Consider the following 24,217-nt stretch of genomic DNA (forward strand, 5'->3'; position numbering starts at 1 on the left):
TATTTAAGTTAAGGATATTTTAAATTTAAAAAGTGCGGTCAATTTGCAAGAAGATTTTCAAGATTGAGAAAAAATCCTGTATAATCTCAAAAATTTTTTGTTCAATTTTAAGCTTTTGTAACCGAATGATCGAAACTTCACAAACCATTCCTGAACTCGTCTCATGGGCGAAAGAGCGGGAATTTTCGTTAAATCTGCCAACAGAGCGTTTGGTGTTTTTATTGGCAATCGCCATCTATAACAACGAACGTTTGGACGGTGAAATGCTAGAAGCTGATTTAGTGGATATTTTCCGCCATACAGCCAATGCTTTTGACCAATCAACGGATGCGATTGCCACTCGTGCCAATAATGCTATCAATGAATTGGTGAAACAGCGTTTTCTTAATCGTTTCAGCAGTGAATTTACTGAAGGACTTTCCATTTATCGTCTCACCCCACTAGGTGTAGGCGTATCAGATTATTATATTCGTCAGCGTGAATTTTCTGCATTGCGTCTTTCTGTACAGCTCTCTATTGTGGCTGATGAAATTCAGCGTGCATCCGATGCAGCAGAAGAAGGTGCAACAAAAGGGGAGAGTGAGCACTTTTGGCGTCGGAATGTTTTTGCTCCGTTAAAATATTCTGTGGCAGAAATTTTCGATAGTATTGATTTATCACAACGTGTGATGGATGAAAATCAGCAAAGCATTAAAGAAGAAATTGCGAATTTACTTACCAAAGATTGGCAGGCAGCAATTTCTAGCTGTGAACGTTTATTAGATGAAACCTCAGGCAATTTACGTGAGTTACAAGACACCTTAAATGCAGCGGGTGATAAGTTACAGGCTCAATTATTACGTATTCAAGACTGTGTGATAGGCCATGATGAGCTCTACTTTATTGAACAATTAATTACTGATTTGCAATCCAAGCTCGACCGTATTATTAGCTGGGGACAACAAGCCATTGATTTATGGATTGGTTATGACCGTCACGTGCATAAATTTATCCGTACCGCCATTGATATGGATAAAAACCGCGTATTCTCACAACGCTTACGTAATTCTATCCACAGCTATTTCGATCATCCTTGGTTCTTGTGGACTGCTCAAGCGGAACGTTTGGTCGATCTACGTGATGAAGAAATGGTCTTGCGTGAAGATGATGCATTGGGTGAATTACCTGAAGAGTTGCAATATGAATCTTTGGCTGATTTACATGATCAAATCGTAGAGCATATGCAAGGCTTACTCATTCAGTACCGTGAAAATAATCGTCCAATTGATTTAAGTTTGGTCTTAAAAGAACAATTAGAAGCTTATCCGCTTTCACGTCATTTTGATGTGGCACGTATTATTGTGGATCAAGCAGTGCGTTTAGGTATGGCAAATGATGATTTAGCCGGTATTTATCCGCAATGGCAGGAAATTAACGATTACGGCGCAGAAGTGCAAGCGCATGTGATTGATAAATATTAATTCCGTGGCTTAACCAAAAACGAATTCATAAAATGAGAAATTAACCATGACAGATATTCAAGATGTAATTTCCCCGAAATTGGCAAATGCCATTGCAAATCCTATTTTCCCGGCAGTGGACAGCTTGTTGCGTTCAGGTCGCCATATCAGCACAGATCAATTAGATAATCATGCTTTTTTGATGGATTTTCAAAATGAGTTAGATGGCTTTTACCGCCGTTACAACGTGGAATTAATTCGTGCGCCGGAAGGCTTTTTCTATTTACGTCCGAAAGCGACGACGTTAATTGCCCGTTCAGTGCTTTCTGAATTAGAGATGTTGGTAGGAAAAGTGCTTTGCTATTTGTATTTAAGCCCAGAACGTTTGGCACAGCAAGGTATCTTCAGTACGCAAGAAGTCTATGATGAATTACTGAATTTAGCAGACGAAGGCAAATTATTGAAAGCCGTCAATCAACGTTCTAGCGGTTCAGATTTAGATAAGCAAAAATTATCTGAAAAAGTCCGTGCGGCGATCGGTCGTTTACGTCGTTTAGGCATGATCCATACCGTGGGTGAACAGCATAGCGGTAAATTTACTATTTCAGAATCAGTCTTCCGTTTTGGGGCTGAAGTGCGTTCTGGTGATGATCCACTCGAAGCGCAAGCTCGCTTAATTCGTGATGGGGAAGCAGCCACACCGCAATCTCTCGAATTGGAAAAACAAGCAAAAGCAGCAAGTCATGCTGATGGCCTTGATGATGAAGAAAGTGCGGTCGAAATTGATGAAGAATTTGATGATGCAGGAGAACAAGAATAATGTCTGATGTATTAGAACTTGAAAACGAAATCTATCAAGACGAACCTGAGCAATCAACCGAACAGGTTGAAGAAGAATTTATTGCTCCTGTATTAAACCAACATAATGGGGTAGAACGAGGTAAATTCCGTTCACTAACCTTAATTAACTGGAATGGTTTCTTTGCCCGTACCTTTGATTTGGATGAATTGGTAACCACACTTTCGGGTGGTAATGGTGCTGGTAAATCTACAACCATGGCGGGTTTTGTCACTGCATTAATTCCAGACTTAACCTTATTGCATTTCCGTAATACCACAGAAGCAGGCTCAACAGGCGGCTCTCGTGATAAAGGCTTACACGGTAAATTACGTCCAGGTGTGTGTTATGCAGTATTGGATACCATCAATTCCCGTCACCAACGAATTCTCGTAGGTGTGCGTCTGCAACAAATCGCAGGTCGTGATAAGAAAGTCGATTTAAAAACGTTCTCGATTCAAGGTGTAGAATTATCCTTAAATCCGACCGCACTTTTCACCGAAACAGTCGGTGAGCGTCAAGCACGTGTACTCAATTTAAATGAATTAAAAGACAAAATTGAAAATCTTGGTGCGCAATTTAAGCAATATCATTCCATCACCGATTATCACGGTATGATGTTTGATTTGGGCATTATTCCAAAACGCTTACGCAGTGCCTCAGACCGTAGCAAATTCTATAAATTAATTGAAGCGTCTTTATACGGTGGTATTTCCAGCGCTATTACCCGTTCTTTACGTGATTACTTATTGCCGGAAAACCTTGGTGTGCGCAAAGCCTTCCAAGATATGGAAAGTGCGTTACGTGAAAACCGCATGACCCTTGAAGCAATTAAAGTCACCCAATCTGACCGTGATTTATTCAAACATTTAATCATCGAAACTACTAATTATGTGGCATCAGATTATATGCGTAATGCCAATGAACGTCGTGGCAATATTGAAGCGGCTTTAGGTTTCCGCCGTGATTGGTATAAAGCAAAAGCTGAGCAAGCGTTATCACAACACCGCTTAATTGACTTAAGCCGTGAAGCTGCAGAATTGGCAGAGAATGAGCGTACTTTAGAAGTAGATCACCAAAGTGCGGCTGACCACTTAAACTTGGTATTAAATGCATTACGTCATCAAGAAAAAGTATCGCGTTATCAAGAAGATGTAGCTGAGCTTACAGAAAAATTAGAAGAACAAAAAATGGTTGTGGAAACCGCAACCGAACAGCTTGAAGAAAGCCAAGCACAATTTGAGCAAACGGAACTTGAAATTGACCAAGTACGTGCGCAACTTGCGGATTATCAACAAGCATTAGATGCACAACAAACCCGAGCATTGCAATATCAACAAGCAATTGCTGCACTTGAAAAAGCGAAAACCTTATGTGGTTTAGCGGATTTAAGCGTGAAAAATGCGGAAGATTATCATGCGGAATTTGCGGCCCATGCAGAAAGTCTTACCGAGCAAGTGCTTGAGTTAGAACATAAAATGTCTATTTCTGAAGCGGCTAAATCACAATTTGATAAAGCCTATCAGTTAGTGTGCAAAATTGCTGGTGATATGCCACGTTCAAGTGCTTGGGAAAGCGCTAAAGAATTATTGCGTGAATATCCAACACAAAAAATTCAAGCACAACAAACCCCACAATTACGCGCAAAATTACATGAGTTAGAGCAGCGCTATGCTCAACAACAAAGTGCGGTTAAATTATTGGCTGATTTTAATCAACGTGCTGATTTATCTTTAGAAACTGCAGATGAACTTGAAGTATACCACGCTGAACAAGAAGAACTCATTGAAAGTTTGAATGAAGAACTTGCTGAGCAAGTAGAAAACCGTTCAACCTTACGTCAAAAACGTGAAAGTTTGACCGCACTTTACGAAGAAAATGCTCGTAAAGCACCGGCTTGGTTAACTGCTCAAGCCGCTTTAGAACGTTTACAAGAGCAAAGTGGTGAAACCTTCGAGCATAGCCAAGATGTAATGCATTTTATGCAATCACAATTGGTGAAGGAACGTGAACTGACTATTCAACGTGACAATTTAGAGAAACAACGTCAACAATTAGATGAGCAAATTTCTCGTTTAAGCCAACCAGATGGTTCTGAAGATGCCCGTCTGAACGTGCTTGCAGAACGTTTTGGTGGGATATTGCTTTCTGAATTATATGATGATGTACCAATTGAAGATGCACCTTACTTCTCGGCACTTTATGGTCCTGCTCGTCATGCTATTGTTGTGCGTGATCTCAACACGGTACGCGAACAATTAGCTAATTTAGAAGACTGTCCAGACGATTTATATTTAATCGAAGGTGATCCAAATGCCTTTGATGACAGCGTACTTTCAGCCCAAGAGCTTGAGATGGGCGTGGTGGTGCAGGTTTCTGATCGTGAACTGCGTTATTCAAAATTCCCGCAAATTCCATTATTCGGCCGTGCTGCACGTGAAAAACATTTAGAAGAATTACAAGCTAAACGTGATGAAATTGCGGAAGAATACGCACAAATCGCCTTTGATGTACAAAAATGTCAACGTTTACACGAACACTTTAGTCAATTTGTTGGCTTACATCTAGCCCTTGCGTTCCAACCAAACCCAGAAGAGGTGATGGCGGAAATCAATCAAGAACGCAATGAAATTGATCGCGAGCTCAATCAATTCTCAAGCACAGAACAACAAATTCGCATTAAATTGGATAATGCCAAAGAAAAAATGCAATTGTTGAATAAGTTAATGCCGCAGCTTAACTTGCTTGCTGATGAAGAATTACTTGATCGCATTGAAGAATGTCGTGAACAATTAGACATTGCTGAGCAAGATGAAAGCTTTATTCGTCAACATGGCGTTGCGTTGTCACAATTAGAGCCGATTGCCAATACTTTACAAAGTGATCCAGAAAACTATGAGCGCTTAAAAGCTGATTTAACCCAAGCCATTGAACGCCAAAAACAAGTACAACAACGTGTATTTGCTTTAGCAGATGTGGTGCAACGTAAAAATCACTTCAGTTATGAAGATGCGGGGCAAGCAGAAACATCAGAACTTAATGAGCAACTTCGTCAACGTTTGGAACAATTGCAGACACAACGTGATACTCAACGTGAACAATTACGTCAAAAACAAAGTCAATTTGCACAATACAACCAAGTATTTATTCAATTGCAAAGTTCTTATGACAGTAAAAATCAATTGTTAAAAGAATTAATTGCTGAGATTGGTGAATTGGGTGTGCGTGCTGATGAAGGAGCAGAGGAACGTGCAAGAAATCGCCGTGATGAGTTGTATCAACAACTTTCAACTAGCCGTCAACGTCGTTCTTATGTCGAAAAACAACTAACGCTCATTGAAAGCGAAGCAGATAACTTAAATAAACGTATTCGCAAAGCTGAACGTGATTATAAAACCCAACGTGAATTGGTTGTAGCTGCGAAAGTCAGCTGGTGTGTGGTTCTGCGTTTATCTCGCAATTCTGATGTGGAAAAACGACTCAATCGCCGTGAGTTAGCTTATTTATCTGCTGATGAATTACGTTCAATGTCGGATAAAGCCTTAGGTGCGTTACGTACTGCGGTGGCTGATAATGAATATCTCCGCGATGCATTGCGTATTTCTGAAGACAGCCGTAAACCGGAAAATAAAGTTCGCTTCTTTATTGCCGTGTATCAACATCTTCGTGAACGTATCCGTCAGGATATTATTAAAACGGATGATCCGATTGATGCAATTGAGCAAATGGAAATTGAGCTTAATCGCTTAACAGAAGAATTGACTGGCCGTGAGAAAAAATTGGCGATCAGTTCTGAAAGTGTGGCGAATATTATGCGTAAAACCATTCAACGTGAACAAAATCGTATTCGCATGTTGAACCAAGGTCTACAAAATATTGCCTTCGGTCAAGTGAAATCTGTACGTTTAGTAGTCAATATTCGCGATACACATGCGATGTTGCTTGATGCGTTATCAGGTAAACAGGAAGAATATCAAGATTTATTTAGTGATAATCGTATTACCTTCTCTGAAGCCATTGCGAAACTTTATCAACGCATTAACCCGCATATTGATATGGGTCAACGCACAGCACAAACTATCGGTGAAGAATTATTGGATTACCGTAATTACCTTGAGCTAGAAGTTGAAGTATTCCGTGGTGCTGATGGCTGGTTACGTGCTGAAAGTGGTGCATTATCGACAGGTGAAGCGATCGGTACGGGTATGTCAATCCTATTAATGGTTGTACAAAGCTGGGAAGAGGAAAGCCGCCGTATTCGCGGTAAAGACATCGTGCCATGTCGCTTACTATTCTTAGATGAAGCAGCGCGTTTGGATGGTAAATCTATTTCCACCTTGTTCGAACTTTGCGAACGTTTGGATATGCAATTACTTATCGCCGCGCCAGAGAATATCAGCCCTGAAAAAGGGACAACCTATAAACTGGTGCGTAAAATCGCCGGCAACCAAGAACAAGTTCATGTGGTTGGTTTGCGTGGCTTTGGCGCAACAGAGTAGTTTTTTAAAGCGGCCAAAGCAATTGGCCGCTTTTTTTATTGTGATTTTTATGAGAATTTAGGACGAATTATGCACAACCTTATTTTAGCCATTCTATGTAGTGTTGCCGTATCGGTGTTACTCAAAGTTGCTCGCAAGAAAAATATCATTATTGAACAAGCAATTGCGTTTAACTATATCGTCGCCATTTCATTAAGCTATTTCTTACTCAAGCCTGATTTTAAAGGATTAGAATTTACCGAATATTTGGCACAAAGTGATAGCACACCTATCTTCCTAGCATTAGGTATTTTATTACCAACCGTATTTATCATTATGTCTAAAGCCGTTGAATTTGCGGGTATTGTGCGTTCAGATGCAGCACAACGCTTATCGTTATTTCTACCGATTGTTGCCTCTTTTATTATCTTCCATGAAACATTAAGTCAGCCAAAAGTTGTTGGCATTATTTTGGCATTCATTGGTTTATTCTGTATCTTGAATAAATCGAATGAGCAAAGTGCGGTCACTTTTAAAGGTATTTTAGGCTTAATCGGTGTTTGGTTTGGTTATGGCACCATTGATATCTTATTCAAACAAGTAGCCAAAAGCGGGGGAGCATTCCCAACCACATTATTCATCGCTTTCTCATTAGCCGCTTGTGTCATGTTTCTGTATTTATTCCTAAAACGCACTCAGTGGACAGTGCCAAGCTTTATTGGTGGAATCATTTTAGGCGTGTTGAATTTCTTTAACATCCTTTTTTACATTAAAGCGCACCAAAGTTTCGGACAAAACCCAACCTTAGTTTTTGCGGGAATGAACATTGGTGTGATTTGTTTAGGCACCATCACCGGCGCATTTTTCTTTAAAGAAAAAATCAGCAAAATAAACTGGTTTGGCGTACTTATCAGTCTTTCAGCAATTTTCTGTTTATATTATTTAGATAAAATTCTGGCTTAATTATGGCAAACAATTTTAGTTTTTTTATCTACGATTACGAAAGTTTTGGTATCAATCCGGCAAGTGATCGTCCAGCTCAATTTGCCGGTATTCGTACCGATGCAAATTTCAATATCATTGGTGAGCCTATTATGTTGTATTGCAAGCAAACCAATGATTATTTACCCGCACCGGAAGCTGTAATGGTTACAGGAATCACACCACAAGAATGTAATGAAAAGGGGATTCCTGAGCCTGAATTTGCCGCAAAAATTCTAGCTGAGTTTTCACAACCGAATACCTGTGTGATGGGGTACAACAACATTCGTTATGACGATGAAATGACTCGTTATACCTTTTACCGCAATTTTATTGATCCCTATGAATATAGCTGGAAAAATGGCAATTCTCGGTGGGATTTACTCGATGTAGTACGAGCCTGTTATGCGTTACGGCCAGAAGGAATTAATTGGGCTTATGACGATGATGGTATGCCAAGCTTTCGCTTAGAAAAATTAACCAAAGCAAATGGTATTGAGCATGAAAATGCCCATGATGCGATGGCGGATGTGTATGCAACTATTGCCATGGCTAAATTAATCAAAGAAAAGCAGCCTAAATTATTTCAATTCTTCTTTGAGCATAGAGGTAAAAAGGAAATTGAGAAACTGATCGACACCGCGGAAATGACACCATTAGTGCATGTTTCAGGTATGCTAGGGAATTATCGCGGCAATTGTGCTTGGGTGGCACCATTAGCATGGCATCCAACTAATCAAAATGCCGTAATCGTCTGTGATTTATCAGGTGATATTGATAATTTACTCAGTAAAAGTGCGGTTGATTTGCGACAAGATTTATATACCAAGAAAAGCGAGCTAGAAGAAAGGGGAGTTTCATCAGTTCCATTAAAATTGGTTCATATTAATAAATGCCCAATTTTGGCGCCTGCAAAAACGTTACTGCCTGAAAATGCGGCTCGTTTAGGGATAGACAGACAACAATGCTTAGATAATTTAGCAAAATTGCGTCAATCCTTAGATATACGCGAGAAAGTTATTGAAATCTTCTCAGAAGAGCGCGAATTTGAGGCGAGTGATAATGTAGAAACGGAGCTTTATAACGGCTTCTTTAGCAATGCCGATAAAAATAATATGGCTATTTTACGTGATTTGCCAGCAGAGAAATTAGCTGAACATGGTTTAGCATTTGAAGATAAACGAATTCCTGAATTGTTATTCCATTATCGTGCCAGACATTTCTATAAAACTCTAAATCGTGCAGAACAAATCAAATGGCAAAAATATCGCCAACGTAAATTAGAACAAAGTGCGGTTAAATTTGAGGAAAGTCTACAACGGTTAGCGGAGGAATATTCGGATAATCCAACCAAACTGAATTTACTACAACAGGTTTATGAATACGGTGCAAAACTGTTATCTTAATCTTATACATATCGTGACATAGTCACACAAATGCCAATCATCAAAAACGTAAATCTTAATCCCAGAGATTTACGTTTTTCTTTTTTAAATCTGATGATATTCACCTCATAAAATAACGCAGAATTCACGTAGCGTTGTCATTATTTTGACATATATAAACATCTTTATTTTTTCCTTACATAACAATTTTAGAGTGTATAAATCATTATTTAACCTTGTTACAAGGTATTGCTAATCCAGATTCCACATTGCTTGAGCAGTATTCGTGACCTGTGCATAACTTTGTGATTTTATTAATACGTAGTTTCCACTAACCTTGTAATTGATTTCGCATAATGTATATTATGTTAAATTGAATATATGGATATGTCACAAATCAATATAAGTGACTATCCTATTTCATGTATTACTCAAAATAAGGTGAGTTTCGGCTTATGGATATAGAAGAAATAAATGAATGCCTTTGAGGTGGAATAATTAAATTAGAATGAAATTTTGAGATAACGCTACGTGAATTCTGAATACAATTGTGTACACCAATTCAGCAGATTTCATCATTCTTGATCTGATAATGAGAATTTATTTTACACATGTCACATAAATGAGAATAATTAACATTGTTTTTTCTTTTATTATTAGTGACTTATAAAAATAATTTTAAAAAAACACTTGACCATTCTCATTTGCGAGATTAGAATGCACACCGATGACAAGTTAAGCAGTCTTGTTTTTATTTTTAATCTCTACTTAATAAGGAAAGGAGTTAGTTATGCTTAATAAAGCAATCGCAGATAAGTTAAATGAACAAATCAATTTAGAGTTCTACTCTTCTAATGTTTATTTACAAATGAGTTCTTGGTGTAGCAAACACGGTTATGAAGGTGCTGCAGCATTTTTACTTCGTCATGCTGATGAAGAATTAGAACACATGCAAAAATTATTCAAATATGTGAGTGAAACAAGTGGTATGCCACTTTTAGGTAAAATTGATGCGCCTAAGAATGACTACAAATCACTTAAAGAAGTATTTGAAACCACACTTGAACATGAAAAACTCGTTACTTCTAAAATTAATGAATTAGTTGAAGTGACTTTTGCAAACAAAGACTATTCTACTTTTAACTTCTTACAATGGTACGTTGCAGAACAACACGAAGAAGAAAAATTATTCAATAGCATTATTGATAAATTTAACTTGGTGGGTGAAGACGGTCATTCGCTTTACTTTATCGATCGTGATTTAGCAACATTATAATTTTAGAAGGAGAATACAAAATGTTATCAGCAAACGTAATCAAATTATTAAATGATCAAATGAACCTTGAGTTCTACTCTTCAAACCTTTACTTACAGATGAGTGCATGGTGCGAACAAAATGGTTTTGAAGGTGCAGCTAAATTCTTATCAGAACACGCTGCAGAAGAAATGCAACACATGCGTAAATTATTCACTTATTTAAATGAAACTGGTGCATTAGCGGTAATCACTGCAATTGAAGCACCAGCGCATGAGTACAAATCATTAAAAGAAATCATTGAATTAACTTACAAACACGAGAAATTAATCACAAGTAAAATCAATGAATTAGTGGGTAAAACTTTTGAAGAAAAAGACTACTCTGCATTCAATTTCTTACAATGGTATGTTGCAGAACAACACGAAGAAGAGAAATTATTCAGCGGTATTTTAGACAAATTAAATCTTCTTGGCGAAGATGGCAAAGGCTTATTCTTAATCGATAAAGATTTAGGAAACCTTGCTGGTCAAACCGCTTAATTAGATAATCATAAAGCTTAGTAGAAATACTAAGCTTTTATTTTACTCATAAATTGTGACAGCGTATCAAAATATTTTAAACTTCCCTTTTATCTTTGAATGCAAGTTGATGAAATTTAAAACAACTACACGTTTTTAATGAAATTTTACTTGCAACGAAGTAAGATAAACGTATAATTCAGAACAACCCAAATGCCTGGGTGGCGAAATTGGTAGACGCAGCGGATTCAAAATCCGCCGGTGAATAACCGTGTCGGTTCGAGTCCGACCCTAGGCACCACAGAATTTATAAGCTCTGAAGTTATTCAGGGCTTTTTTATTAGCTAAAGTAAATCAATATGACAGAACAAAACCAAGATAAAAAACAGACTTATAATTTCAATAAATTGCAAAAACGCCTTCGCCGTAATGTAGGCAATGCAATTGCTGATTTTGGCATGATTGAAGATGGTGATAAAGTAATGGTTTGTCTTTCTGGTGGTAAAGACAGCTATACACTTCTTGATATTTTGTTGAATTTACAACAAAGCGCACCGATTAAATTTGATATTGTAGCCGTCAATTTAGACCAAAAACAACCTGGTTTTCCGGAGCATGTTTTACCTGAATATCTGCAAAGTATTGGTGTGGATTATAAAATCGTTGAAGAAAATACTTATGGCATCGTAAAAGAGAAAATTCCAGAAGGCAAAACAACGTGCTCTCTCTGCTCTCGCCTACGCCGTGGTATTTTATACCGTACAGCAACTGAACTTGGCGCAACAAAAATTGCACTTGGACACCATCGTGATGATATGCTGGCTACCCTGTTTCTGAATATGTTCTACGGTGGAAAATTAAAATCGATGCCACCGAAATTAATTTCAGATGATGGCAAGCAAATCGTGATTCGTCCATTGGCTTATTGTAAAGAAAAAGATATTGAAAAATATGCCGTAGCCAAAGAATTTCCAATTATCCCTTGTAATTTATGTGGTTCTCAACCTAATTTACAACGTCAAGTCGTGAAGGAAATGCTGAATACTTGGGACCGTCAATATCCTGGACGTTTAGAAACCATGTTTAGTGCAATGCAAAACATTACGTTGTCACACTTATGTGATCCAAAACTCTTCGATTTTAAAGGCATTAAACATGGTCAATCACTTGATGGCATTGAAGGGGATACCGCATTTGATGAAGAACGTATCGAACCAATGAAATTTGATGATGAAGATACGTCTGACTACTCCGATAACGAAATGATCAGCTTTAAAGAAGTGAATTAATATGATTACCGTACAAGGAAAACAAATCGAAACCGATGCCTTTGGCTATTTACTTAATATTGCTGATTGGAATGAAGATGTAGCAAAACACATCGCTCAGCTAGAAGATGTAGAACTGACCGAAGCTCACTGGGAAGTGATTTATTTTGTGCGTGATTTCTATCAAGAATATAACACCTCCCCTGCAATTAGAATGCTGGTAAAAGCCATGTCAGAAAAACTAGGTGCCGACAAAGGTAACAGCCGCTATTTGCAACGACTCTTCCCTGACGGACCAGCCAAGCAAGCAACCAAACTGGCGGGTCTGCCCAAACCGGCTAAATGCTTATAGAATAACGTAACCGTGCGATAAAGTGCGGTTATTTTTTACTTAAATTCTAGTCAAATAGATTAATTACGGTTATACGTTAAGCAAAGAAAATGCTGAGCAAATCTTGAAAGGTTTATCACCTATTAAGTAGTATTTTCAACTTATATATTTACCTATATAATACTTACTCTTTTTAACTCAAACATAAGGAAATGCTTAATGAAAATTAGTGCAAGAAACCAACTTAAAGGTACTGTAAAATCAATCGAAACTGGTTCTGTGAACGCAATCGTACACATTGATATCGGTAACGGTAACATCATTTCTTCTACCATCTCTATCGATGCAGTAAAAGAATTAGGTTTAGCAGTTGGTAAAGAAGCATATGCGATTATCAAAGCGACCTCTGTAATGGTTGGTGTTGAATAATCTCAACTAAACTGTTCAGAATCTATATAACCGCACTCGATAAAGTGCGGTTATTTTTTGTCTTTTTTTTCTCTAATCTCTTTATTCCCCTCTTAATAAAATGCATTTTATCCTTAACTAAAATGAAACAATCTTTGCTTTATCTCGCCATTTATTGACTTTTATTTAATTATTATGTATAATTTATACATATTATCAATTTTTAGTTAATAATCTGGTTTAGGATTATTCTGTTAAACTTAGGAGAGCAAATGACAAACCAACGTTTTATTACCATTTTAGGCTATGTCGCAACATTTACTTCTGTTTGTATGTATGTGTCTTACTTACAACAAATTGGTCTAAATTTATCAGGTCAAAAAGGTGGTTGGTTACAACCTTTTGCCACGATGATCAACTGTAGTTTATGGGTGGCTTATGGTTTGTTAAAAGAAAAACGTGATTTGCCTATTTCATTAGCTAATGCACCAGGTGTGATTCTAGGCTTGATTACTTTCGTCACTGCCTTATAACGCTATAAAACATCATACAAAAAAGACCGCACTTTTAGAAATCTTAAAGTGCGGTCTTTTTGTTTATTAATTTAATTCATTTAAAACCTGAAAATTATGAAGTTGTGTAATCTTCTTTTCTATTGCATTCTATAAACGAACAGACGTTTAGACGTCTAAACTAACAAAACAATAGAAGGATTAACTATGACAACATTTCATTTGGCTGGATTTCCGCGCGTAGGTGCAAAGCGTGAACTTAAATTTGCTCAAGAGCGTTACTGGCGTGGCGAAATTGCGGAAGCGGATTTATTAGATATTGCAAAAAGATTACGTGAACTAAACTGGCAACACCAAGCTAAGGCAAATGCTGATTTTGTCGCGGTGGCTGATTTCACACTTTATGATCACATTTTAGATTTACAAGTAGCAACAGGTGCGATTCCTGCTCGTTTTGATTTCGATAGCCAAAACTTAACACTCGATCAATATTTCCAATTAGCGCGCGGTAATAAAACCCAATTTGCGATTGAAATGACAAAATGGTTCGATACCAACTACCATTATCTTGTACCCGAATTCCATAAAGAAACACAATTTAAAGCCAATCCAACACACTATGTGACACAAATTCGTGAAGCTAAAGCGCTTGGGTATCAAGTTAAACCAACAATCGTTGGTCCACTCACCTTTCTTTGGTTAGGTAAAGAAAAAGGTGCGACATTTAATCGCTTTGATTTATTAGCACAACTCGTACCGGTTTATGTTGAAATCTTAAATGCATTAGCGGCAGAAGGCGTAGAATACATTCAAATTGATGAACCTGCTCTCACCTTAGATTTACCGACAGAATGGATTGCTGCTTATAAAGCGGTTTACGCCACTTTTGCTGAACAAGTGAAAGCGAAATTATTGCTTGCGACTTATTTCGGTTCTGTGGCAGAACACGCTGATTTGTTAAAAGCCTTACCTGTAGCCGGTTTGCACATCGACTTAGTACGCGCACCAGAACAACTTGCTGCCTTTGCGGATTATGACAAAATCTTATCTGTGGGCATTATTGATGGCCGTAATATTTGGCGTGCAAACTTGAATCAAGTGTTAGATGTGGTTGAGCCATTAAAAGCGAAATTAGGTGATCATTTATGGATTGCGCCAAGCTGCTCTCTCCTCCATACACCTTATGATTTAGAAGTTGAAACGCAATTACAAGCAAATAAACCAGAGCTTTATCAATGGTTGGCTTTCACGTTACAAAAAATTCAAGAATTACGCGTTATTAAGACTGCACTAGAGCAAGGCCGTGAAGCGGTTCAAGCTGAATTAGCTGCTTCTCAAGCCGCTGCGGATGCTCGTAAAAACTCGCGTGAAATTCACCGCACTTGTGTGGCAGAACGTTTAGCAAACTTACCGAAAAATGCTGACCAACGTAAATCGCCATTTGCAGAACGCATTAAATTACAAAATGCGTGGTTAAATTTACCACTTCTGCCAACGACGAATATTGGTTCTTTCCCACAAACGACAGCCATTCGTCATGCTCGTGCAGCCTTCAAAAAAGGCGAACTCAGCTTAGCTGATTACGAAACTGCAATGAAAAAAGAAATTGAATTTGTTGTACGTGAGCAAGAAAAATTAGATTTAGATGTATTGGTACATGGCGAAGCAGAACGTAACGACATGGTGGAATATTTCGGTGAATTACTCGATGGTTTTGCTTTCACCAAATTTGGTTGGGTACAAAGTTATGGTTCTCGTTGCGTGAAACCACCAGTGATTTACGGTGATGTTACTCGCCCAGAACCAATGACGGTACGTTGGTCACAATATGCCCAAAGCCTTACCAATAAAGTGATGAAAGGCATGCTGACTGGTCCAGTCACGATCTTACAATGGTCTTTCGTCCGTAACGATATTTCCCGTGAAACAGTTTGTAAACAAATTGCGGTAGCGCTTTCTGATGAAGTATTAGATTTAGAAAAAGCAGGTATCAAAGTGATTCAAATTGATGAGCCGGCTATTCGTGAAGGTTTACCGTTAAAACGTGCAGATTGGGATGCTTATTTGAAATGGGCGGGCGAAGCCTTCCGTTTAAGCTCAATGGGTTGCAAAGATGATACCCAAATTCATACGCACATGTGTTATTCCGAATTTAACGACATTCTACCCGCTATTGCAGCCTTAGATGCTGATGTCATTACTATCGAAACCTCGCGTTCTGACATGGAATTACTCACTGCATTTGGTGATTTCAAATACCCGAATGATATTGGCCCAGGTGTATATGATATTCATAGTCCACGCGTGCCTGCAGCAGAAGAAATTGAACATCTTCTTCGCAAAGCATTACAAGTAGTGCCGAAAGAACGTTTATGGGTAAACCCAGACTGTGGTTTGAAAACGCGCGGTTGGCCAGAAACAATTGCCGCGTTAAAAGTGATGGTTGATGTCACGAAAAAATTACGTGCTGAATTAGCATAAAATCAGTAAAAAGAAAGGCGAACATGAGAGATTATCTCTGTTCGCCTTTTTTAGCTTAAAAACTAATTCATTTTTGACCGCACTTTACAGGCTAATATATTCCATTTTAACCTTGCTGAGGCTCTTTAATAACTGCTCTGCCATCTTACGATGACTTAAACGAAAAGGCTTCTCTGCAAATACTACACGCTCAATTTTCGATACATCCAATTGATTTAAGTAAGCAAAATTAATCGCTGTTTGCATAGCTGGTAAGCTTGGGTTAAATGCTGCATTTTCTGCATATCGACCACAGATCATCTCCCCATTTTTAAATAAAATGCCTACACCATGAGGGCTTTTAGAATAAGGTGAATGTGCTCGGTTTGCCCCTAAAATTGCTTTATTTGCCACTTCATCTTCCGTCGTCAAAGTGAAACCTTGTTCTTCTTTGTTTAATAGAAGCAAATCAACGCCTAAATCTTTCGGGCCAAAGCTATCGGGTAAATATTGAGGAAGTGGATTATTTTGGCTGTGTGGTAAATGAATTTTTAAATCTTGCGCTTGATAAAGCTCATTCATAAATTGACGGCAGTGACCGCAAGGTGTGTAATTCACCACGATATCCGTGATGCGAGGTTCATTACGTAACCATGCGTGGCTAATCGCACTTTGTTCAGCATGGATGGTTTGAGCCATACTACCCCCCTTAAATTCTTGATTCGCACCAAAGTAAAAATCACCACTTTCACCAATCGCAATCGCTCCAACATGAAATTCTGAAATGGGTGTGTGGCTATAACAAGCTGCTACGGGCAAAAGCGCCAAACCTAATTGAACAGGTGTAAGCTTAAATTCATCACAAATTGACCACACTTTTTCAGCCGGTAAAAAACCTTTCCATTCTTGTTCTTCTAATGCAGAAAGAATTGCATTTGAAAGTGGCGAATCGACTAATGCTTGTTGAATTTTTTGTTGCATGTTAAATCTCCTTATTTTTATATGCCTATTCTATGCTATTTGAGAAAAAACCTAAACTCTAAAAGACTTTTGGAGTATGTTTCTAACCTTTCACTAACGCTTTAATACCTAAAATAAGCAAAAAAATAACCGCACTTTAAAAGTGCGGTTATCAATTAATAATTCTGTAGAAGATACTTCTCGATTATTATAGTGCTGCAGCATCGTTTTTATCTTTAGCTTTTTTATTTTCTGAACTACGCTTTTTGTAGTTTTCCATAAGTTCATTACGAATATAATTTAGATGAACTTTCAAATGCCCCATATGCGGTGCACTCAATGTAATTTCGGTATCACCATCTTTAAAGGTTGCAATCTGATCACCTACAAATGGAGTTTCTTTTTTTACCAGTTTATATTTATTATTTAAAATACCGTAAATATGGGAAAATCTTCCATGATTCATAGGATCTGATTCTACTAAAGTTGAAAGCACAGCAACTAGCACACCTTGCTTATCAAAAATAACCTCTGCTGATTTTAAGCCATCAAAATCAATTTCTTTAGTATCAATATAGTATTGATTACCATCGGTATAAATATTAACTCCATTTAGAGTTGTAGAGTACATCTCTTTTACTTCAGACTCTGTTGTTTTTCCTAATTCCATTTTAAAAACAGTTGGATCAGCAAAAACTGGCGCACTTAAAGATGCTAATAGTAAAAAAGCTAATTTTTTCATAATTAATATTCCATAATTTAAGAAACAATGTTGACTAATTGTATCAACAAATTTATTAAAAATCATCAACAAATAACCGCACTTTAAAAGTGCGGTTATAAATTAGATGTTTTATTTTATCTGTTTACAACAAGGACGGGGCAACACCAAGTAATTTTCTGGTGTAATCCACTGTTGGATTGTTGAAGATTTCTTCAGTGCTACCAGTTTCCAAAATTTGACCACCGTACATCACGACAATACGGTCAGATACTTGGCGTACGGTTTGGATATCGTGAGAGATAAACACCATGGCAAGATTGAGTTCTTTTTTCAAGTCCGCCAATAAGTTTAGCACCTGAGCACGAACGGATACGTCTAGCGCAGAAGTCGGTTCATCCGCAACAATCAGTTTTGGATTCAGCGCTAAAGCACGAGCAATGGCTACACGTTGTTTTTGCCCGCCAGATAAACGGGTTGGCTCAACTTGTGCAGCAGAACGTGGTAAACCAACGCGAGAAAGTAAGTCATATACGCGTTTTTCCCGTTCGTGTGGTTGTAACACATTGTGAATATCCATTGGGTCACGCAAAATATCTAACACTTTCATACGAGGATTCAGTGCGGTTGCAGGGTCTTGGAAAATGACCGACACTTGGCGACCGAATTGTTTTCTCGCTTCTGAGCTGCCATATTGCATTTGTAAACCATTGAATTTCACTAAACCTGATGTCGGTTTAAGAAGTCCAATGATTACGTTGGCTAAGGTAGATTTTCCGCAGCCAGACTCCCCAACTAAACCAATGGTTTCCCCCGCTTTAATGCTAAGACTCACATTGTTCACCGCAGTGAATTTTTTACGTCCAAACAATGAACCATCGCGAGAAGGAAATTGCACCACGATATTTTCTAAATCGATGATGTTTTGTTCTTTAATGACTTTAATACTACTGCTCATATTATGCTCCTTTCGCTTCCGTTACAGGCTCAGCTAAATGAGAAGCCCACAAGTGAGACGGCTCGCCTTCCACGGCGGTTAATATCAATTTTTGATCCGGATTTGCATCTGGTCGTAATGAACGACTTGCAAAACGGTCTCCCACAGCAAAATTGTAAGGTGATGGTACACTGCCTGGAATTTGATATAAACGTTTTGCACGGACTTCGGTTGAAAGGACAGAACCCAATAAGCCACGGGTATATTCGTGAGTTGGATTAGCAAGCAATAAGGATGTTGGTGCCATTTCAACCACTTGCCCAGCATACATTACCGTAATGTGGTGGGCTAATTGAGCAACCAAGGCTAAATCGTGGCTGACAAACACCATTGCAAACCCCAGTTTTTCACGTAATTCATTCAATAATTTCACTACTTCTGCTTGAACAGTTACGTCTAATGCGGTTGTTGGTTCATCGGCGATTAATAATTTCGGTTCACGAGTTAATGCCATTGCAATCACCACACGTTGACGTTGACCACCAGAAAGTTCATGCGGATAACGGTTCAATACTTTTTCAGGATCAAGGTGTACCCATTCCAACAATTTTTCTGCGGTATGGTGACTGCCACGTTTGATGAGCTGTGCCATTTGATCTTTGATACGCATTGATGGGTTTAACGCACTTAAAGAGTCTTGGTAAATCATCGCAATTTCAGAACCACGCAATTCACTTAAATTGTGAGAATTGAGCAAGCTGTGTTGTTTACCGCTACGGTCGGTGAAAAGCACTTCCCCAGTGATTTTGGCTGTTTTTGGTAACAAGCCCATGATAGAGAATGCTGTAATGGATTTACCACAACCAGACTCACCCACTAACCCCATGGTTTCCCCTTCATTTACGGTGAAGCTGATATTATCAACCAATGGAATGTCACCATAACGATTCGGGAAACGAATAGATAAGTTTTTCACTTGTAAAATCGGTTTTGCATTTGGATCTAATTGCATACGATTCGTACGTGTGATTTCTTTTTCATGTAATTTGAGTAAGTAACGTTTTAATGCAAGACCTTCAGAAAGCGCTTCTTGTACGTCAGTAGAAAGACGTTCATCTGATTTGCCTTCTGGTTTTTTACCGCCTTTTAAGCGCGGGTTAACCAATGCATCAGTAAGACCTTCTGCTAAGATATTTAAGGCTAATACAGTTAAAAGAATCATGACACCGGCAAAGGTTGTTGCCCACCATGCGCCGTTTAATACGATGTTACGACCTTCAGAAAGAATGTTACCCCATGAAGGATGTGGTGGTTGAACACCTGCGCCCAAGAAAGAAAGTGAGGCTTCGAATACAATGGCATCTGCCACCATTACGGTTGCGAAGACTAAAACCGGTGCAGCGGTATTGCGTACAACGTGTTTGAGAAGAATATAAGTACGGCTACCACCAATCACGCGTTCAGCACGCACATAGTCTTCATCCCATTGTGATACCACGTTCGCACGAACCACTCGAGCAAGCTGCGGGGTATAAACCACGGCAATGGTGATAATAATAACCGGTACAGAATTACCAAAGGTTGCTAATAACACTGCGGCTAATGCGATACCCGGGAAAGCCATTAAAATATCCATTAAGCGCATGATGATTTCATTACCCCATTTATCGGATGTGGCTGCAGTTGCACCTAAAATACTACCGAAAAGAATGGCACAAGCTACCGCACCTAAACCGATAAATAAGGACGTTTGGGCGCCGTAAACAATACGAGAGAAAATATCACGACCAAGTCGATCAGTCCCAAACCAATATTCCGCACTTGGAGCACGCATACGTGCGATCACTTCTAATGGATCATGTGTTGCGACCCAAGGGGCAAACACCGCCACTAAAGCAACGAAAACTAAGAATAATAATGAAATTTTTGATGCGGTGGAAAGTGCTCGGAATCTCGCACCGCTTGCAGCTAATCGATCTGCTAAACCTTGACGAAACATTATAGACTCCGAATTTTAGGGTTAATCAACACATAGAGAATATCAACGATAATATTCACTAAAACGAAGGTAAAGGCGATTGTTAGTACCACACCTTGTACTAAGTGCAAGTCATGGTTGACGATACCGTTAAAAATCAATTTCCCCATGCCTGGTAAGTCAAAGATTTGTTCGATAACTACCGCACCACCAAGTAAGTATCCTACGCGTAAACCTAATACAGTCACTGGTGTAATTAAGGCATTACGTAATACGTTGTGGCGAATAACAGTTGCATAAGGTACACCGTTACCAATCGCCGTTCTCACATAGTCTTTATCCATTTCTTCTACCATGGTTGTACGTACCACACGAATTAATGACGCACATACCGGCACAGCAAGTGCAAGAGATGGCAAAATCATGGAATTGATATACCCCATTGGGCTTTCGCTGAATGGCACAAAACCACCAGAAGGCAACCAATCTAATTCCAAAGAGAACCATTGAATAAGTAAGATACCTAACCAGAATGATGGTGTTGCAACCGCTGCTACAGAGATTAAACGAATCACTTGGTCTACCCAGCTATCACGATAAAGCGCGGCTAGTACACCTAATGAGAAAGACACCACTGCCGCAAACACCACACCAATTAAGGTAAGTTGTAACGTGATTGGGAAAGATTTCGCTAACATGCTACTAATCGGTAATTCTGGTGGCATCGTCACACCAAAATCCAATACAAGTAAGTTGCCTAAGAAACGAAAATATTGAACAAAGAGTGGATCATTTAAGCCATGTGATTCGCGGTAAAGTTGTTTTGCCGCTTCACTAGCACTTTCGCCTAATGCCACTGTAGCAGGATCACCCGGCGTGAATTGAAGCACTACAAAGACGAGTGCTGTTACACCAAGTATCATGACCGGCAAAGCCATCAATCGGCGTAACAATAATCGAAGTATCATTTCCATCTGACCTCTCCTATTCTATTTTGAGAAATTCATTAAATTAAAAATGAAGTGAAACAATCAAATTAAAAAACAAAATGATTTATACAAATCATAATATCCGCTCTATACCCTGTCAATCCAAGTACCTAGGGCAAAGTTCAAATCTGTGATCGGCTTCACAAAGATTTTTTTGAAATAAAATAGAGAGAAAAAATGATTGAAAAACAGGGAAAAAAATGACCGCACTTTGGTGTTAAAAAGAAAGAAAAAAGGCTGTTGATTGCTCAACAGCCCAAACATTAAAAAGTACTTTTATTTACGGCCCACACCGAGGAAAGATAAACCGGTTGTCGCCAATGGTTGATAGCCTTCAAGACTGCTATCATCCCATGCGGAAGGAAGTTTACGATGAACAATCGGATAAAGCGGTACTTCAGCCGCAATAATGTTAATCGCTTCTTCCCATGATTTTTTCGCTTCAGCGTGATCTTTTGCTCTCACAGCTGCATTGAGCAATTCAGTCACTTTCGCAAATTCAGGGGTGTTGCTCCAGCGGAAACGACGTTTCGGCCATACATCACCACGATACCACCAGCTTAAAAGCAAGTCTAAGTCGTTACCGAACACTGATGGATCACCCGGGGCGATTGCCACTTCATATACACCAGGATCTACGTTGTTGCTGTATAACGCACCAGATTGTAAGTGTTGTAAAGTTACTTTCACACCTGGAATCTTGTTCCAAGACTCTAAAATTAACGGTGCAGATTCTTTCACCCAGTCATGGTCGGTTGCGAGTAAATCAAATTTAAGCTCAGTTACACCTGCTTCTTTTAATAATGCTGCTGCTTTTTCCGGATCATAAGGATATTGAGTTGATGCCTTAATATAATCTGGGTGAGTCGTTTGTAAGTATGATGTTGCAGCTTCTGCATTACCATCAAATACAATATCAACAAGTTTGTCAGTGTTTAAACCATAGTGTAACGCTTGGCGTACTTTTGGATTGTTAAACGGAGCTTTTTCACAGTTAAACATTAAGAATAGCAAGCCGAAAGATTGAACGGATTGCACTTGTTGTTTTTTGTTTTTCAAGCGACTAATGTCTAAATAAGGCACGCTTTCCATTGCTTGAGTACGTTTAGACTCTTGTGCAGTCACACGAGCTGCGGCATCAGAAAGTAATAACCAAGACATTTTTTCAACTTGCGCTGGATATTTACCATTGTAAGGTTCATACGCTTCAAAGACGATTTTGTCATCTTTCACTGCTGAAACAAATTTGAATGGACCAGAACCAACTGGGTGCGCATCAAATGCAGATTGCCCTACTTTGTCGATTACATGTTTCGGTACAATTTTCACGCAAGTTAAACGGTTAGCAAATAAAGCAAATGGATATTTCAATTTAAATTCCACCACTTTATCATCCACAGCTTTCACACTTTCAATGAAATCAATAAACATCACGAATAAAGATTTATTGGCTGGATCCATAATACGATTGAAAGAATACACAACGTCTTCAATGGTGACTGGTGCGCCATCATGGAAGGTTGCGCCTTCACGTAAAGTAATGCGCCATGTTGTTTCATCAACTTGTTCTGGCTCTTTTCCTGCTAAAGCAAGATAAGGTTCACGAGTTGCAGGATGCAAATCCACCAAACCTTCAAAAATGTGCAAGTTTGCTGCATAAGGTGAAGCACCACTTGATGTCATTGGGTCAAAACCAGTAGAAAGCGGATAAGCAATCCCTGCTTCAATGGTTTTACCTTTAATGTCAGCTGCAAAGGCTTTTGGTGAAAATGTGCCTAACGTACCACTAAATGCAAGACCTGCCCCTACGCCAGCCATAAGTTTCATAAAATGACGACGAGATTCATTAGTTTCAAAGGAAAAATGCTTTGTCATACTAAACTCCTGATGAGTAATAAAATCATATTTTTGGTTTTTAAACCTAGCCAAACATTTCATTCGAAAATGAAGTAAAGCAATCAAATCTTAGAATAAAATGATTTGCATCAATCATAATCATCTTCGCTTCATTCTGTCAAAGAGGAAATATTGAATGTGTGATCTACTTCACAGAGTTTTTTTCGCAATTCAGCACAAAAGTTTTTAGCTATGTATAATTTATTATAGATAGTTTTTGCCTATTAAATCACTAGGTAATATGAAATAGCTATCAGAAAAAACTATGCTATAATGACCGCAATTCCCAAGCAAGGGAACAATATTTTAATCAACAACAAAGAGGAAAATACTATGCCAAAAACATCAATCGGTTTAGATAAAAAAGCATCTGAAAAATTAGCAGCAAAATTAAATGAATTATTAGCAACCTATCAGGTATTCTATACCAACGTGCGCGGTTACCACTGGAACATTAAAGGGGTAAACTTCTTTGAATTACACGCCAAATTTGAAGAAATCTACACTGATTTAGTGGAAAAAGTCGATGAAGTGGCAGAACGTATCTTAACTTTAGGTTACACACCGCATAACGGTTATTCACAATACTTCCAACACTCACGTATTAAAGAAGAGTTAGGGGTAAGTGATGCGCAATCTTGCTTAGAAGGCACATTAGAAGGATTAAAAGTATTACTTGAACAACAACGTGAAATCCTTGAATTAGCGGGTGAGTCTGATGATGAAGGTACCGCTTCTCAAATGAGCGACTACATCAAAGAACAAGAAAAACTTGTTTGGATGTTCCAAGCTGCTTGCCAAACTTGCCATGCTTAATTAAATATTGATTAAATACGAAAGCCGACTGATGTCGGCTTTTT

General features: G+C 38.5%; 19 protein-coding genes and 1 tRNA gene. 14 read left to right on the forward strand and 6 right to left on the reverse strand.

The annotated features are described in order from the left end of the window. Positions 1–125 precede the first annotated feature (125 nt). The 13 genes from mukF to metE all read left to right on the forward strand — a co-directional run bounded on the left by mukF (position 126) and on the right by metE (position 15,897). Entirely contained in the window at positions 126–1,460 is a 1,335-nt protein-coding gene (gene mukF / locus HMPREF2732_RS06200; protein ID WP_070592082.1) for a chromosome partition protein MukF, read from the forward strand. Between the two features lie 46 nt (positions 1,461–1,506). Further along, complete coding sequence (gene mukE / locus HMPREF2732_RS06205) at positions 1,507–2,259, forward strand: chromosome partition protein MukE (RefSeq protein ID WP_070592085.1); 753 nt, start codon at positions 1,507–1,509, stop codon at positions 2,257–2,259. Further along, positions 2,259–6,776, forward strand: a complete 4,518-nt coding sequence (gene mukB, locus HMPREF2732_RS06210; RefSeq protein WP_070592088.1) for a chromosome partition protein MukB — start codon at positions 2,259–2,261, stop codon at positions 6,774–6,776. The genes mukE and mukB overlap by 1 nt, the downstream gene beginning before the upstream one ends. Before the next feature lie 69 nt (positions 6,777–6,845). Beyond that, positions 6,846–7,718 carry a DMT family transporter gene (locus HMPREF2732_RS06215; protein WP_049380842.1) on the forward strand — a complete coding sequence of 291 codons (873 nt, stop codon included), beginning with the start codon at positions 6,846–6,848 and terminating at the stop codon, positions 7,716–7,718. Positions 7,719–7,720: 2 nt separating this feature from the next. Next, entirely contained in the window at positions 7,721–9,142 is a 1,422-nt protein-coding gene (gene sbcB, locus HMPREF2732_RS06220) for an exodeoxyribonuclease I (RefSeq protein WP_070592090.1), read from the forward strand. 769 nt (positions 9,143–9,911) lie between these two features. Then, complete coding sequence (gene ftnA / locus HMPREF2732_RS06225; RefSeq protein WP_070592092.1) at positions 9,912–10,397, forward strand: non-heme ferritin; 486 nt, start codon at positions 9,912–9,914, stop codon at positions 10,395–10,397. Between the two features lie 20 nt (positions 10,398–10,417). After that, positions 10,418–10,918: a non-heme ferritin gene (gene ftnA / locus HMPREF2732_RS06230; RefSeq protein WP_014065386.1), complete on the forward strand. Its 501-nt coding sequence runs from the start codon at positions 10,418–10,420 to the stop codon at positions 10,916–10,918. Between the two features lie 194 nt (positions 10,919–11,112). Then, positions 11,113–11,198 (forward strand) — tRNA-Leu (locus tag HMPREF2732_RS06235). 58 nt (positions 11,199–11,256) lie between these two features. Continuing rightward, entirely contained in the window at positions 11,257–12,186 is a 930-nt protein-coding gene (ttcA, locus tag HMPREF2732_RS06240; RefSeq protein ID WP_070592095.1) for a tRNA 2-thiocytidine(32) synthetase TtcA, read from the forward strand. A gap of 1 nt (position 12,187) precedes the next feature. After that, positions 12,188–12,517 carry a TusE/DsrC/DsvC family sulfur relay protein gene (locus tag HMPREF2732_RS06245; RefSeq protein ID WP_070592098.1) on the forward strand — a complete coding sequence of 110 codons (330 nt, stop codon included), beginning with the start codon at positions 12,188–12,190 and terminating at the stop codon, positions 12,515–12,517. Positions 12,518–12,715: 198 nt separating this feature from the next. Beyond that, complete coding sequence (locus tag HMPREF2732_RS06250; RefSeq protein ID WP_005696093.1) at positions 12,716–12,925, forward strand: TOBE domain-containing protein; 210 nt, start codon at positions 12,716–12,718, stop codon at positions 12,923–12,925. A gap of 251 nt (positions 12,926–13,176) precedes the next feature. Next, on the forward strand, positions 13,177–13,437 hold the full coding sequence (locus HMPREF2732_RS06255) for a SemiSWEET family transporter (protein ID WP_005699501.1): 261 nt from the start codon (positions 13,177–13,179) through the stop codon (positions 13,435–13,437). A 186-nt stretch (positions 13,438–13,623) separates the two neighbouring features. Beyond that, the gene (gene metE / locus HMPREF2732_RS06260) at positions 13,624–15,897 is read left to right on the forward strand and encodes a 5-methyltetrahydropteroyltriglutamate--homocysteine S-methyltransferase (protein WP_070592100.1); all 2,274 of its coding nucleotides are present in this window, start codon (positions 13,624–13,626) and stop codon (positions 15,895–15,897) included. 84 nt (positions 15,898–15,981) lie between these two features. On the opposite strand, the gene cdd is transcribed toward metE, so the two are convergent. From cdd to HMPREF2732_RS06290, 6 genes are all read right to left on the reverse strand, one after another. Further along, entirely contained in the window at positions 15,982–16,857 is an 876-nt protein-coding gene (cdd, locus tag HMPREF2732_RS06265; protein WP_070592102.1) for a cytidine deaminase, read from the reverse strand. 187 nt (positions 16,858–17,044) lie between these two features. Continuing rightward, on the reverse strand, positions 17,045–17,644 hold the full coding sequence (locus HMPREF2732_RS06270; protein ID WP_261673765.1) for a hypothetical protein: 600 nt from the start codon (positions 17,642–17,644) through the stop codon (positions 17,045–17,047). Positions 17,645–17,702: 58 nt separating this feature from the next. Further along, positions 17,703–18,515, reverse strand: coding sequence for an ABC transporter ATP-binding protein (locus HMPREF2732_RS06275; protein WP_070592104.1), 813 nt, complete (start codon positions 18,513–18,515; stop codon positions 17,703–17,705). Between the two features lies 1 nt (position 18,516). Continuing rightward, on the reverse strand, positions 18,517–20,493 hold the full coding sequence (locus HMPREF2732_RS06280; RefSeq protein ID WP_070592106.1) for a dipeptide/oligopeptide/nickel ABC transporter permease/ATP-binding protein: 1,977 nt from the start codon (positions 20,491–20,493) through the stop codon (positions 18,517–18,519). After that, positions 20,493–21,446 carry an ABC transporter permease gene (locus tag HMPREF2732_RS06285; RefSeq protein WP_014065363.1) on the reverse strand — a complete coding sequence of 318 codons (954 nt, stop codon included), beginning with the start codon at positions 21,444–21,446 and terminating at the stop codon, positions 20,493–20,495. The genes HMPREF2732_RS06280 and HMPREF2732_RS06285 overlap by 1 nt, the downstream gene beginning before the upstream one ends. Before the next feature lie 291 nt (positions 21,447–21,737). Further along, on the reverse strand, positions 21,738–23,336 hold the full coding sequence (locus HMPREF2732_RS06290; RefSeq protein ID WP_070592111.1) for an ABC transporter substrate-binding protein: 1,599 nt from the start codon (positions 23,334–23,336) through the stop codon (positions 21,738–21,740). Between the two features lie 354 nt (positions 23,337–23,690). On the opposite strand from HMPREF2732_RS06290, the gene HMPREF2732_RS06295 reads away from it, so the two are divergent. Further along, entirely contained in the window at positions 23,691–24,173 is a 483-nt protein-coding gene (locus tag HMPREF2732_RS06295; RefSeq protein WP_070592114.1) for a Dps family protein, read from the forward strand. The last annotated feature ends 44 nt before the right edge of the window (positions 24,174–24,217 follow it).

It is taken from the genome of Haemophilus sp. HMSC061E01 (assembly GCF_001810345.1).
Classification (GTDB): domain Bacteria; phylum Pseudomonadota; class Gammaproteobacteria; order Enterobacterales; family Pasteurellaceae; genus Haemophilus_D.